The sequence below is a fragment of the Nitrospirota bacterium genome (assembly GCA_020846775.1).
In the GTDB taxonomy this organism is placed as follows: Bacteria; Nitrospirota; 9FT-COMBO-42-15; order HDB-SIOI813; family HDB-SIOI813; genus RBG-16-43-11.
Window position 1 is genome coordinate 13,057 of the sequence record JADLDG010000001.1, and the last position, 14,562, is coordinate 27,618.

The following is a 14,562-nucleotide window of genomic DNA, read 5'->3' on the forward strand; positions in this document are numbered from 1 at the left end:
ACCGGGAACCCTGGCTCACAGTTGCAGGGTCGGGAAATACCGAAAATGTCCGGGATGACAGGCGTCAATGACAGGGGAGCTGTTTTCGAGTGAAAAAAATCCTGATTATAGCCGGTGAGGCTTCCGGAGACATGTATGGCGCTGATCTGGCGAGACATCTCTTTGAAACCAGACCTGACCTTAAGATTTCAGGCATAGGGGGAAAAAGGATGCGGGACGCAGGTGTTGAAATCCTCTATGATATATCTTATATCAGTGTAGTCGGTTTCTCTGAAATAGTACCAAAGCTGCGCAAAATCAAAAAAGCCTTTAACCTGGTATCAGACATAATCAAGTCAGGAGGCGCAGACCTTGTTGTTCTTATTGACTATCCCGGATTCAATATAAGACTTGCCGGTGTGGCTGAAAAAGCAGGCGTACCTGCAGTATACTATATAAGCCCGCAGGTCTGGGCATGGAGGAAGGGGAGAATACGCCAGCTGGCAGGCAGAATAAAAAAGATGATTGTAATATTGCCTTTTGAAGAAGAGATCTATACCCAAGAAGGAATAGACTGCTCTTTCCTTGGCCATCCGCTTGTTGACGAGGTACTCTCAGCCAGAGATAAGAAAGAATCCATGCGGCTTTACGGACTGAATGAAAACAGGACTGTTCTTGGCATCCTGCCGGGAAGCCGGACAGTAGAGGTCAGGACATTACTTCCATTATTACTAACTGCTGCTCAGATAATCATAGACGAAAATCCTAAGATACAGGTAATTATGGCAGTAGCTGAATCGCTTGATTTTAATGAAGTGGAGGGGATTGTACACAAATGGAAGGCTTCAGACAATAACAGATCGCTCGATGTAAAACTGATAAAGGGAGACGCAAATGATGTAATTAATGTCAGTAATTTTATACTGGCAGCCTCCGGTACAATTACGCTGCAGGCAGCGCTCTTTGGAAAACCTATGGTGATAATCTATAAGATGTCTCTGATTACCTACGCAATCGCAAGACTGCTCGTCAACGTAAAACATATTGGTCTCGTAAATATACTGGCAGGTAAGAGGATTGTCCCTGAATTGATACAGTATGATGCAACTCCTGTCAATATAGCCCGTGAGGCCAAAAGATTCCTGAATGACTTTCAATATTATGAGAAGACAAGAAAGGAATTAAACGCTGTCAGGCTGATGCTCGGCCCGCCAGGGGCATCTGAAAGGGTGGCAAAGGAAATAGCAGGGATGTTATAATAAACGAAACATGACAGGCTCGTTAAAAAGTCGAATATGTATCAGCGGATACTGAAATACGTCAAACCATACTGGTTAAGAATAATAATAGCATCTCTTTGCGCCATTGGTGTGTCCGGAACAACTGCCGCTGCTGCATGGTTAGTCCAGCCTGCACTTGACAAGATATTCATCGAGAAAAATGTGCACTTGCTGCTTATGATCCCGTTGGTCGTCCTGATTATATATTTCATCAAGGGTGTTTGCAATTACTACCAGTCTTATCTGATGAGGTACGTTGGGAACCGCGTCATTATGGATATGCGTAATGACCTGTACTCTCACATTGCTGTCATGCCAATGAAATTTTACACCGAACATTCTACAGGCAGTCTTATGTCGAGATTACTGAACGACGTTGGCATCATAAACAATGCGGCATCAACCTCGATAAAAGACCTTGTACAGAATACTATCACCGTAATCGCCCTATTCGGCGTTATCTTTTATCAGGACTGGAGACTTGCCGCAATATCATGCATTGTCCTGCCATTCGCTTACTACCCGCTTATACAGCTTGGCAGGAAATTAAGGCGCATCAGCACTAAGGGCCAGGAGGAGATTTCAGGGGTGACCGCCATATTGCATGAGACATTTACAGGGGCCAGTGTTGTTAAGGCATTTGGAATGGAGGAATCCGAGATTAATAAATTCAATGAAAAGAATTACAGCCTTTTCAAGATCAGCATGAAGGGTGTGAAACTTACTGAACTCAGTACCCCTATTATGGAATTTATCGGCGCCGCCGGTGCATCGCTCATAATCTGGTATGGCGGGTATCAGGTGGTCAAAGGTGTCACAACGCCAGGCACCTTTTTCTCATTTCTGACGGCTCTTATTATGATGTTCAGTCCTCTCAAGGCACTGACAAGGGTAAATGCAGCGATACAACAATCAATAGCTGCGGCTGAAAGGGTCTTTGCAATCCTCGATATGAGCAGCGAGAGGGATACAGACAAGGGGACAAGAAAGCTTACAGGTATAAAGGAAAAGATTGAATTGAAGAACATCTCGTTAAAATATGACGGATCGTCGAAACATGCACTTTCAAACGTCAGTTTTTCAGTTGAACATGGCAAGACAGTTGCTATTGTTGGCAGCAGCGGAGGCGGCAAGACAACGATCGGAAACCTGTTGCTTAGGTTCTATGATCCGGATACAGGGGGAATTTACTTTGACGGCACAGATATCAGGGAATTTACTCTCAGCTCTTTGAGAAGTCAGATAGGCATAGTCAGTCAGGATGTTATTTTGTTCAATGATACAGTAGTAGGCAATATTTCATACGGGAAAGAAGATATCAGTATGGACGGTATAGTTAATGCTGCAAAAAAGGCATATGCTGATGATTTTATCAGCAGGATGCCTGACGGGTATAACACGATTATTGGAGAAAGAGGGGCAAAGTTGTCCGGCGGAGAAAAACAACGTATAGCTATAGCCCGTGCAATACTAAAAGATCCCCCTGTAATGATTCTTGATGAAGCCACATCTGCACTCGATACAGAATCAGAACATATAATCCAGATGGCGCTTGAAAACTTAATGATTGGGAGGACGACATTTGTCATTGCACACCGTCTGTCTACGGTAAAAAATGCTGACATGATTATTGCAATGGATGGCGGGAAGGTTGCTGAGATGGGGCAGCATGAGGAGTTGATCCGGAAAGGCGGATTATACAAGAGGCTGTATGATATGCAGTTTGCTGAAAAAGAATGATGTATATTGCTTACACTCCTATCACATATATATAGATTAATCCTGTTCATACGGAAATGGCTTTATCAATCCAGTCTGTTCAAAACAGGGAGACTACCCTGCCCTGTTATCTGCGTCGGAAATCTCACCACCGGAGGCACAGGAAAGACGCCAGCGGTCATAGCAATAACCAGAATACTTAATAATAATGTTGTAATACTCTCACGCGGTTATAAGAGAAAGTCTAAAGCGCCGGTACTGGTAGTCAGTGATGGGAAATCAATTCTTACAACTCCTGAAGATTCCGGTGACGAGCCATATCTGATGGCATCAACACTTAAGAATGTCCCGGTAATTGTCGGCGGAAACAGATATAAATCAGGCATCTATGCCGCATCACATACAGGTTCAGGTATCTTCATACTTGATGACGGCTATCAGCACCTTCAGCTTCACAGGGATACAAACATACTTCTCATTGACGCCTCAAATCCTTTCGGCAACGGGCATCTTCTCCCTAAAGGTATACTGAGAGAGCCGTTAAATGGCATTTCAAGGGCCGACTGCGTGATTGTAACAAGGGCAAATGAAGGCGGAAAAGACGACATAGAGACAGTGGTGAGAAGACATAATCCTGATGCCCCTGTGTTTTATGCATCATATAAGGCAGCGGATATAACAGACACTGATGGTTATTCTTATGGTCTTAATATTATAAATGGCAAGAAGGTATTTATTTTCTCCGGCATAGCAAATCCGCTGTCTTTTCGAAAGAGTATAGAAGATATCGGAGGAAAGGTCGTTGGTAGAATATCATACCCTGACCACTACTGGTTTAAGAATGATGACTTGCGAAAGATCATGAAAGAGGCATCAGATATATCAGCAGAAGCAGTGCTTACGACTGCCAAGGATGCTGTCAGACTGCACGGCTTAGACCTTTGTGATAAGACAAGTGACGCAATGAAAATCTTTATTCTTAATGTTGAGATGATAATTGACAATGGATTTACAGGGTGGCTACAAAAGCGGATGATCAAGGGTTTCTTCGAGTGAAAAAGAAAAAGCACAGCAAATTGAAAAGACTTGCAGAATACACAGCGGCGGTTGTTTTTTTGCGAATTCTCGCAATCCTGCCCTACAGGATTGCCTCAGATGCAGGCGGACTTATAGGACGTCTTGGATATAAGATTGACAAGAGGCACCGTAATGTTGCCATAGAGAACCTTTCGAGGGCATTTCCGGGAAGGGATAGGAAGGACATCTCCCGCATTGCAAATAAGGTCTTTGAAAACCTTGGAAGATCTGTTGCAGAATTTATTCATATAGCAAGTCGTCCTCCGGACTCAGTCAGGGAAATGCTGAATAAATGGGTTAAGATTGAGGGACAGGATCATGTAAATAATGCAATAATGAATAATAAAGGCATCATATACCTGGGCGCCCACTTTGGAAACTGGGAGCTGCTTGGCCAGGTTTTGTCCACCAATAAGTGTGGATTTAATGTCATCGCAAGACCCATTGACAATTACCGTTTGAACCAGATCATTGTTTCTCTCAGAAGTGTACTCGGGGCCAATGTCCTTTCTAAAAAAGGGGTCCTCAGGGATACCCTGCGTGTATTAAAAAAAGGCGGCGCTGTCGGGATCCTTCTTGATCAGAACAGCTCAAAGGAAGACGGTGTTTTCGTAGACTATTTTGGGCAATTGGCAGCCACCAATAAGGGATTGGCGCTTATTGCCATGAAAAGCGGTGCATCGGTAATTCCGGTATTTATCGTTAGAGAAGATACCTGCAGGCACAGGGTTGTCTATTTGCCGGAGATAGAGATTAAGAGAAGTGATGATCTCGAGAGTGACGTATTAACATACACCCAAAAGTTTACCAGTATAATCGAGTCATTTGTTAGAGACCACCCTGAACAATGGTTCTGGATGCACAGAAGGTGGAAGACAAGGCCATAATGAAGGGGTGGTGATGGGGTTAACAAGGGTATTTTCGGATGAATGGTACAAATATAAATAAAGTGCTAATAGTCGCACCCAATTGGCTTGGGGATGCAGTGCTTGCATTGCCTGCGATCGCAGGTATCAGGGAGCTTTTGCCTTCTTCTCACATGACAGTACTGGGTCTTCCACATATATGTGAACTGTTTAAAGAAAGTCCGTATATAGATGAAAGAACGATATACTCCGGGACCATGTTAACAACCGTAAATGAACTAAGAAACAAGCGATTTGATTTGGCGGTACTATTCCCTAACTCATTCAGGACAGCACTGATGGTTCATCTTGCCCGTATCCCGCATCGCTGCGGATATAAAAGGGATGGACGCGGCATCATGCTTAATTTGCCGGTATCAGTAACAGAAGAGACTAGGAAACTTGATCAGGTTGGATATTACCTGAACATAGTAAGTCTTTTAAAGGGGTTTCTTGAAAAAGAGATTCTGAAACAAGTTCAGAATGACAGAAATGCAGTAATTTCGGATGAAACACCCATGAGCCTTGGCTCACAAAGGAAAATGAGAAGCACCCTTGTTCCCACTTTTTCAAAGGAGGAAAACAGCTACCCCCCTTTAGAAAAGGGGGGTAAGGGGGGATTTTACCCAGGATTTTCAGGTAATCATAAGAAAAAAGAATGGCTGCACCTGTCTAAGGTAGAACTTCAGAACGCAGATAAAATACTGCTGAATTACAAAGTACCATCAGGCTCTCTGATTATAGGCATAAATCCTGGCGCTGCATATGGCTCTGCCAAACGCTGGTATCCTGAACGTTTTGCCCGGGTCTGCAGGGGCATTGCAGAGAGGTACAATAATGCAAATATCATTATCTTCGGAAGTCAGCAGGAATCAGGTATAGCAGCAGAGATAGAGGCCCTTTCCGGTGTTCCGGTAATCAATATGGCAGGAAAGACTACAATTAGGGGGCTTATTTCACTGATAAAGCAGTGCACTGTTTTTGTTACAAACGACTCAGGCCCAATGCACATTGCAGCAGCCCTTGCAATACCTGTAGTAGCCATATTTGGTTCCACAGACCCGGTAAAGACAGGCCCTATGGGAGATGGAAACATCGTAATCAGGAAAAATGCAGAATGCAGTCCATGTTTTAAAAGGATATGCCCTACTGACCTTAAATGCATGGATTTGATAAAAGTAGAAGATGTGATGGCAGCTGTAAAAAGTATTCTCGGGTGAACCATCATTAGCAGAGGCTCACAGAGGCACATAAAAATCCCCCTTACTCCCCCTTTTTCAAAGGGGAAAATTAGTTACCCCACTTTAGAAAAGGGGGGGCAGGGGGGATTTGAAAGGCAATTTTAGAGTGAACAAATTCGTAGTATTCATTGACAGGGACGGCACTATCAACGAGGAAGCCGGCTATGTGGACTCCTTCGACAGATTTAAAATACTTCCAGGTGTATCAGATGCTGTCTGTAAATTAAATGTAAACAATATTCCGGCGATTGTCATAACAAACCAGTCCGGTATTGCCCGGGGATATTTCTCATCTGATTTTGTCAATAAACTGCATGACAGTATGATAGCCATACTTAAGAGAAAAGGCTGCTTTTTGGATGACATTTATGTGTGTCCCCACCACCCTGATGAAGGGTGTGCCTGCAGAAAGCCCCGGCCTGGGATGCTGCTTAAGGCAGCAAAAGATCATGGCGTATCACTTCGCAGATCCTTCGTCATCGGAGATAAGATTATTGATATTAAAACAGCTCACAGCGTTGGCGCCAAAGGCATACTCGTATTGACAGGTTATGGTACGGAAGAAATGAAGGGCCTGACAAATCAGGATCCGGAAGACAGGCCCGACCATATTGCTGCAAATTTATATGAGGCAGTATCCTGGATTATAAAAGAAGTTATGAGCAATGAGCAACGAGCAATGAGCGAGAAGGAAAATAAAAACACCCTCCCTTTCAAGGGGAGGGAAGGGGCGGGGATGGGGTATTCGGGTGAAGTCAGGCGTATTTTGATTGTCAAACCAAGCTCACTCGGTGACATCATTCACAGCCTTCCCGTGCTGTGGGCGTTAAGGAAGATATATCCTGACGCTTTTATTGCCTGGGTTGTTAAAGAGGTCTGGCAGGATGTCCTTGCAGACAACCCCCTGATTGACCGCCTGATAATCCTTAAGAAAGGATTATCAGGTATTAACTCTGCTATCCGCGAAACACGCAGTTTAAGATTTGATACTGTAATTGACCTTCAGGGCCTTTTCAGAAGCGGGATTATTACTTTTTTCTCCGGTGCCGCAGACAGATTTGGTTTCTCCAATGCAAGAGAATTTGCTCCAATATTTTACAATAACAAAGTTATGGTACCGCCAGGTAAAATTCATGCTGTTGACAGATATATGCTCACTATCAGTGCTCTCTCCTGTCCTCAAATCCCCCTTTTTCCCCCTTTATTAAAGGGGGAAAGAAGAAAATTACAGTTTCCGTTTTACATCAGGATTGAAGATGCAGAATGGGTAAGGCAGTTCCTTCTGGAAAATAATTTAAGCGACAAGCAACCCCTTATTGCCATCAATCCGTCTGCACGGTGGATAAAAAAACGCTGGCCTGCAGCCTCTTATTCCGCTTTAATAAATCAATTGATAAAAGAACTGAAAGCAGGTATAATAATCGTTGGCAGTAAGGATGATATTCCGATTGCGAATGAGATATCATCTCTTGTAGATGAGACGCCTGGCATAGCAACTGGCAAGACATCTATCAGAAAACTGGCGGCATTACTTACTAAAGTCAATCTGCTCATTACAAATGATTCAGGGCCGATGCATATTGCGGCAGCCCTGGGAACACCGGTAGCAGCATTGTTCGGCCCGACTGATCCTGAGTTAACCGGCCCTTACGGACAAGGACATGCAGTTGTAAGGAAGAATCTTGATTGCAGTCCCTGTATGAGAAGACCATGTACTGAGGGAAAAACCGTATGCATGGACACAATTACCCCGGAAGATGTATTGAATGCAGTTCTCGGGATACTTAAGGGAGTGAAACATGGCGCTAAGTAAAGATCTGCTTGAAATACTCGCATGTCCCAAGTGCAAAGGTGACATCCGGCTGTCGGCAAAGGGAGACGGGCTTATATGTGACAGATGCAAACTCCTCTACCCCGTTAAAGACGATATACCGGTCATGCTCATAGACGAGGCAACCAGCATAAGTTAATGTCATATTTGACATTTTCTCAGTAAACAACATATACAGGTTTTTCAATTGCAACAGACTTTTTCAGAATATCTCAGACAATCCATTTCCAGGAACAGGGTTACACTAAGCTTCGCAGCTGCGGCCTTCTTTTTATACTATGCCGCACCTACCCGCACTTCGGTTCTTGCCGGCATCCCCTTTATCATCCTTGGGGAAATTATGCGGATATGGGCATCAGGCTACATAAAGAAGAATGAAGAGCTTTCACAAAGCGGACCATATGCTATTACAAGAAACCCTCTCTATGTCGGTAATTTCCTTATTGGTACAGGATTCAGCATCATTACGAGCAGGGCCTTACTTATCCTGCTCTACTTAGCCGCTTTCATATATATATACAGATTAACTATACAGGACGAAGAAGCGTTCCTGTCATCTAAATTCGGAGAAACATTTTCAAGATATAAGGCGCGGGTACCGGTTTTTTTCCCTATAAAAATTCTCTCCTCTGGATCAGCAGCGACTAAAATTACGGATATGCATTTCGCCTGGTATTTAGTACTGAAACACAGGGAATATAATACATGGCTGGGAATTATTGCGGGGCTGATTATCCTTATTGCGAAGGCAGCATTTTTTACGGCTAAATCATCAGGGAGTATTTTCGGATGAACTGTCATGAGCCCTTGGGGCTCACAAAGATACATGAAAATAATCCCCCTTAATCCCCCTTTTTCAAAGGGGGAAATTGGTTACCCCACTTTAGAAAAGGGGGGCAGGGGGGATTTGAAAGGCTATTTCGAGTGAAGATACTTATTCTTGGTGCAGGCGGTCAGCTCGGCAGTGAGCTGGTAAACATGTTGCAGGATGATATACTCATACCCCTGACTCACAGGGACATAGAGTTAACGGATGAACAGAAGGTAAATGACATCATCTCCTCTAACTTGCCAGATGTAGTAATAAACACGGCTGCCTATCACAAGGTTGACGACTGCGAAGACAACGTTGAGTTGAGTTTTGCCGTAAACAGCTTCGCCGTAAGGAACCTTGCAATGATTTGCAATGAATACGGGATCCCGTTTGTTCACTTCAGCACAGACTTTGTATTCGGAGGAGACAAGAAGACCCCGTATGTCGAAGATGACTGTCCCAATCCAGGCAGTGTCTATGCGGTTTCAAAACTTTCAGGAGAGCTTTTTGTCAGAAATACATGCAGCAAGTACTTTTTAATAAGGACATGCGGTCTTTACGGCGCGAAGGGACAAAGCGGTAAGGGCGGGAATTTCATTGAAACGATGATAAAACTTGCAAACAGCGGCAAGAAAATCAAGGTAGTATCAGACCAGATTGTAACACCAACTTATGTAAAGGAACTTGCGGCACGTGTTTCGCAACTGATAAGGACTGATAAATATGGTCTCTATCATATTACAAATAACGGTGGATGCTCATGGTTTGAGTTTGCAAGCGCCATATTTGAACTGACAGGAATTGTTGCGGATATATCCCCTACATCTTCGTCTGAGTTCGGGTCCAGGGCCCGCAGACCGGCTTACTCAGTACTCGAAAACAGAAATCTGGGATTACTTGGTCTCGATGACATGTCGCACTGGCGTAATGCCTTAAAGGATTATCTGGCAGAGAAAGGTTATCTCAGACAGCTCAGTGGGTCATGAACCAGTCATGAGAAGGTGTCATTTTTCGGATGAACGCAAATAAAACAGTTGCTGGCGAAACAGTAGAGAAATATGAGAAGAAAAAAAAGCACTATCAGAGCGATACTGTCGCCTCAAAATATGATGATGTAAGGTTCATAAAACGCTCGCACAGGATGCGCAATAACAGGAAACTTGCTGCTATACAGAAGGCTATTTCAACGGCCCGGGACCTCGGGCATGAGATTAAGAATGTCCTCGATATACCATGCGGTACAGGCAGATTATTCCCGCTGTTAATAGACAATAAGATTTCTTTTACCGGATCTGACATCTCAAGGGAAATGATGGAGGTGTCTCGTACCAGGTTTAATAAATCCGGCCTGATCAATGGTATGGTGCGGTGTGATGCAGAATCGCTGCCTTTCAGGGACAGGTCATTTGACTCTGTATTAAGCATTCGATTTATGTTCCATGTTCCGAAAGAGGTAAGACATAACATATTAATTGAGATGGCACGGATCAGCAGGAAATGGCTGATCATAGATTTCCGCCACAAATACACGGTAAAGTACTACATTAAAAGCTTCCTCAGCAACCTTGGCATTGGAAGGCCGCCTTCATATCGTTTTTCTGAATCTGAACTGCAAAGTGAACTGCACTCTGCCGGGATAAAGGTAGTCAGGATATTTCCTACCCTGCGTTTTTTTTCTGACAAATGGGTAGTCCTTTGCAAAATAAGTTAGCGTTATGTTAAAACTGTCCGGTTTCACATTTATCAGGAATGCCGTCTCACTCGACTATCCTGTAGTTGAAAGTATTTCCTCCATACTGCCTGTTGTAGATGAATTTATAGTCAACATAGGACCTGATAATGATGATACTGCAAAACTTATACAGTCCATAGGAAACCCTAAAATTAAAATAGTTCACAGTCAATGGAATCCAAATATGACCACAGGGGCTTACATATATGCACAGCAAACCAATATCGCCCTCTTTAACTGTACAGGCAAATGGGCATTCTATCTTCAGGCAGACGAGGTCATACACGAAAATGATCTTCAGAAAATAATGTCTTTTGCGGACCGCTACGCATATGATGACAGGGTTGACGGTCTTGCACTGACCGAGCTGAGTTTCTGGGGAGACTACAGGACCGTTGTTGATGTTTACCCTCAGAGAAAGAGGAGACGATGCCGGATCGTAAAGCCCCATCATTTTGTCATGTCCCGGGGCGATGCAGCAGGTTTTACTGTACACCCCCGGTATAAAGAAAAAGGACGCAGGATGAGGGTAATAGATACAGGGATACAGCTTTTTCACTATTGCAGCGTCAAGTCAGAGAAGGCCATGCAGGCTAAGGCACAGACTACCTCAAATTACTGGAGTGAGACTAAATCAGCACAATCTGCATTCAACACTTATTACAACCTCCCCAGAAAATTTGTAGCGCCATATGAAGGTACACACCCTGCAGTTATGGATGACAGGATATCAAGACACACGATTTCAATTGATCTTTCTTCACCCCTCTGGCGAAATGAAATGACGTGGAAAGAACGACTGCGATTACTTAAAACCCTGTGGGTGGAACATATAACAGACAGATTCTCAGGACGCGGGAGTTATATCCTCGTTAAGAAATAATGTGGCTCTATCTTAACAACAAATTCAGTGAATTGTTGCAGCAGAATTGCCTGAATCAATTCAAAGACTTTATGAACTTTTCCGGAGGAAAGGTCTTAAAACGTCTCCCCTCCAGGACTATTACTAAAGTGGATCTTACTGATGGAAAAAATACAACAACCTTTTTCCTGAAGCGTCATACAGGTCCTGTGAGACCCGTTGAAATGCTGCGTACATATTTATCAGGCTTTTCCCTGTCATGGGGTCGAAAGGAGTGGGAGGTTATTGATTCATTCAAAAAATGCGGCATCCCGACACTGACCCCTGTTGCAGCAGGCGAAAAAGGTTCATTATTACGGATGGAATCATTTCTGATGACGAAAGAACTGTCAGGATTCCAGTCTCTTGAGAAATTTATACAGGATTATTTTTCATATCCCATGTCATCTGATAAGATAATGGAAAAAAGGGCATTAATACGGGAGGTCGCTGAGATAGCAAAAAGAATGCACAATGCAGGGTTTAATCACAGGGATTTCTACTGCTGCCACATATTTATAAGGCGATCGGAAGACGGCATCAGGGATCTGCGTGTCCTCGACCTCCAGAGGGTTGACAGAAGACGCTGGTTCCGCAGGCACTGGATAGTCAAAGACATCGCAGCATTGAACTATTCTGCTTCATCACGAATAATTACAAAGAGTGACCGTCTGAGATTCCTGATTCATTACCTGGTTGGCAAAGATAAGGTCAGGCAAAACATATCATTCATCAAACAGGTTATTTCCAAGACCAACAGGATCAGCCGGCACGATATTAAATTAAAGGCAAGACGTTCCTTAAAAACCGTAAACAACGGATGACCTGATAAGGAATAAACAATTCCCATATCAATTAAATAGAACCCGATATTGAAAATAGCAATTATCAGAAAGAAATATAATCCGTTTGGCGGGGCCGAGCGTTACCTGAATCTGCTGGCCTCTCATCTTGTTCGTGAAGGACACGATGTCCATATCTTTGCCAACAAGTGGCCCGGGGGAACTAATAACGGTGTAACTTTTCATAAGGTCCCAATGATTGGAGGGTTGTCAATACTCAAGGTCTGGAGCTTTGCTGTTGCGGCATGGGTTGTATTAAGACGATTTGATGCTGATATCATATTCAGCAATGAAAGGTTGTTTTCTCAGGATATACTAAGAACATCAGACGGGGTACACAAGACATGGCTCAGGATAAGGATGCGATACTCCTCTCCTTTCAGGAGGCTCTCATTCATTATTAATCCTCTGCACCTGTCCATACGTATCCTCGACTGGCATATCTTTAACAGGAGGGCATACAGGAAGATTATCGCTCCATCAAATTTCATAAAACAAAATATCCTGTCGGAATACAGGAATGTGCGTCCGGATGATATCACTGTTATATATAACGGCGTTGATCTTGATCGTTTTCATCCTGCTAATGAAAATAAATACCGCGACCTGATACGCAAACAGCTTGGTATAACTGAGACTGTTAAACTACTCTTATTTATCGGTACGGGATTTGAAAGAAAGGGGCTAAGATACGCCATCGAGAGCATGCAGTATCTCCCTGCAAATACGTTCCTTGCAGTGATAGGGAAAGGCAGTATTAAATTATATAAAGAAATTGCTGAAAAGATTTCTGTGTCTGACAGGGTACTCTTTTTAGGCCCGGTAGACGATGCAGAAAGGTATTATGCCGCATCAGATATTCTTGTAGCGCCAACGCTTTATGAACCTATGGCAAATGTCATCCTTGAGGCACTGGCATCCGGCCTCCCCGTAGTTACTACACGGGATAGCGGAAATTCTGAGGTAGTTTCAGCTGGAGAAAATGGATGGCTCATTGATGATCCGACTGACGCTGAAGAAATAGCTGAAAGGATAAGACAGACACTTGATAATGCTGTTACGCCGATCATCAAAAAGACGGCGAGAAAAAGGGCAGAAGAGTTTACATTTGACAGGACATTAAGGAATATGCTTTCTGTTATCTGCAACAGATAATTACAATCTAATTGAATATGGTTCGCAGGTAGTGACGAAATGATCAAGGTCTTATTTATTATCCAGGACGACAGACTTCCCAGCAGCAGGATAAGGGTTTTAAACCTGCTGCCTGAAATACAGAAATATGGGATTGAGACTGACGTTGTTCAATATCCAAAAAATAACTTAGATAAAATAAGTCTTATTAAGAAATGTGCAAATTACGATATAACATATCTTCAAAAGAAATTATTGTCTCCTGTGGATGCCTTCCTTTTAAGAAAATTTGCCAGAAAGTTAATCTTCGATTTTGATGACGCCATTTATTACAGACAGTATGATCATAAGACGTCACGCAGCTGGTCACGATATAAGAAGTTTAAATACCTGATAAAACAAGTGGATATTGTTGTAGCAGGAAACAGAATCCTTGCTGATAACGCCGGCTGGTTAAATAAAAATGTATTTATTCTCCCTTCCGCTGTTGAAACGCGTAATATACCATTAAAGGAACACAATGGGCCGGATGATAAGACAATCATCGGCTGGGTGGGCGGAGAGGTAAACCTTCCTTACCTCAAGATATTATCACATTCTGTACTGCCCAGACTCTCCATGGAACATAAAATAGATTTCAGGATATTAAGCAGCAAGACCATCGAAATTCCTTCGGTCGAAGTGACATTCATACCCTGGAGTCTTGAGACTCAGGAAAGGGAGATTGCGCTGTTTGATATCGGGGTCATGCCTCTGCCGGATAATAAATATACAGAGGGCAAGTGTGCATATAAGGCATTGCAGTACATGGCTGCTTCAGTACCACCTGTATGCTCAGACGTCGGGGTCAACAGCGACATTATTGAAAATGGCAGGGATGGATTTGTAGTACAATCAGAAGATGAATACTATAATGTATTAAGCATGCTGATTGAGAATAAAGACCTTAGAATAAAAATGGGACATAACGCCCGCATCAAGGTTGAAGGGAATTACTCGATTCCAATTATAGGGAAAAAGCTATCTAATATTTTGAAGCTTTAGATTGAATCAGGTTGAAATTAAAATGACGTTTGTAAGTAATGAACATGGAGGTGTTTAATATGC

Annotated in this window: 14 protein-coding genes; all 14 read left to right on the forward strand. The window is 43.2% G+C overall.

What is annotated here, in order from left to right:
- Window positions 1-89: 89 nt before the first annotated feature.
- The 14 genes from lpxB (at window position 90) to IT392_00150 (ending at window position 14,499) form a co-directional block, all read left to right on the forward strand.
- Window positions 90-1,238 carry a lipid-A-disaccharide synthase gene (gene lpxB, locus IT392_00085; protein ID MCC6542885.1) on the forward strand — a complete coding sequence of 383 codons (1,149 nt, stop codon included), beginning with the start codon at window positions 90-92 and terminating at the stop codon, window positions 1,236-1,238.
- Window positions 1,239-1,274: 36 nt separating this feature from the next.
- A complete protein-coding gene (gene msbA, locus IT392_00090; protein MCC6542886.1) occupies window positions 1,275-2,999 on the forward strand; it encodes a lipid A export permease/ATP-binding protein MsbA in 1,725 nt (574 codons plus the stop codon).
- Between the two features lie 6 nt (window positions 3,000-3,005).
- On the forward strand, window positions 3,006-4,034 hold the full coding sequence (lpxK, locus tag IT392_00095; protein ID MCC6542887.1) for a tetraacyldisaccharide 4'-kinase: 1,029 nt from the start codon (window positions 3,006-3,008) through the stop codon (window positions 4,032-4,034).
- Window positions 4,031-4,942: a lysophospholipid acyltransferase family protein gene (locus IT392_00100; protein MCC6542888.1), complete on the forward strand. Its 912-nt coding sequence runs from the start codon at window positions 4,031-4,033 to the stop codon at window positions 4,940-4,942. Before lpxK ends, IT392_00100 begins: the two co-directional genes overlap by 4 nt.
- Window positions 4,943-4,980: 38 nt before the next feature.
- Window positions 4,981-6,180 (forward strand): lipopolysaccharide heptosyltransferase II, encoded by a 1,200-nt coding sequence (gene waaF, locus IT392_00105; GenBank protein MCC6542889.1) that lies wholly within the window; start codon window positions 4,981-4,983, stop codon window positions 6,178-6,180.
- A gap of 127 nt (window positions 6,181-6,307) precedes the next feature.
- The gene (gene waaF, locus IT392_00110) at window positions 6,308-8,014 is read left to right on the forward strand and encodes a lipopolysaccharide heptosyltransferase II (protein ID MCC6542890.1); all 1,707 of its coding nucleotides are present in this window, start codon (window positions 6,308-6,310) and stop codon (window positions 8,012-8,014) included.
- On the forward strand, window positions 8,001-8,171 hold the full coding sequence (locus IT392_00115) for a Trm112 family protein (protein ID MCC6542891.1): 171 nt from the start codon (window positions 8,001-8,003) through the stop codon (window positions 8,169-8,171). Before waaF (IT392_00110) ends, IT392_00115 begins: the two co-directional genes overlap by 14 nt.
- Before the next feature lie 48 nt (window positions 8,172-8,219).
- Complete coding sequence (locus tag IT392_00120) at window positions 8,220-8,825, forward strand: isoprenylcysteine carboxylmethyltransferase family protein (GenBank protein ID MCC6542892.1); 606 nt, start codon at window positions 8,220-8,222, stop codon at window positions 8,823-8,825.
- Between the two features lie 131 nt (window positions 8,826-8,956).
- Window positions 8,957-9,832, forward strand: a complete 876-nt coding sequence (gene rfbD / locus IT392_00125; GenBank protein MCC6542893.1) for a dTDP-4-dehydrorhamnose reductase — start codon at window positions 8,957-8,959, stop codon at window positions 9,830-9,832.
- Between the two features lie 29 nt (window positions 9,833-9,861).
- Window positions 9,862-10,557: a methyltransferase domain-containing protein gene (locus IT392_00130; GenBank protein ID MCC6542894.1), complete on the forward strand. Its 696-nt coding sequence runs from the start codon at window positions 9,862-9,864 to the stop codon at window positions 10,555-10,557.
- Window positions 10,558-10,561: 4 nt separating this feature from the next.
- Window positions 10,562-11,461, forward strand: a complete 900-nt coding sequence (locus IT392_00135; GenBank protein ID MCC6542895.1) for a glycosyltransferase — start codon at window positions 10,562-10,564, stop codon at window positions 11,459-11,461.
- Window positions 11,461-12,303, forward strand: a complete 843-nt coding sequence (locus IT392_00140; GenBank protein MCC6542896.1) for a hypothetical protein — start codon at window positions 11,461-11,463, stop codon at window positions 12,301-12,303. Before IT392_00135 ends, IT392_00140 begins: the two co-directional genes overlap by 1 nt.
- Before the next feature lie 48 nt (window positions 12,304-12,351).
- The gene (locus IT392_00145) at window positions 12,352-13,476 is read left to right on the forward strand and encodes a glycosyltransferase family 4 protein (GenBank protein MCC6542897.1); all 1,125 of its coding nucleotides are present in this window, start codon (window positions 12,352-12,354) and stop codon (window positions 13,474-13,476) included.
- Window positions 13,477-13,515: 39 nt separating this feature from the next.
- The gene (locus tag IT392_00150; protein ID MCC6542898.1) at window positions 13,516-14,499 is read left to right on the forward strand and encodes a glycosyltransferase family 4 protein; all 984 of its coding nucleotides are present in this window, start codon (window positions 13,516-13,518) and stop codon (window positions 14,497-14,499) included.
- Window positions 14,500-14,562 lie beyond the last annotated feature (63 nt).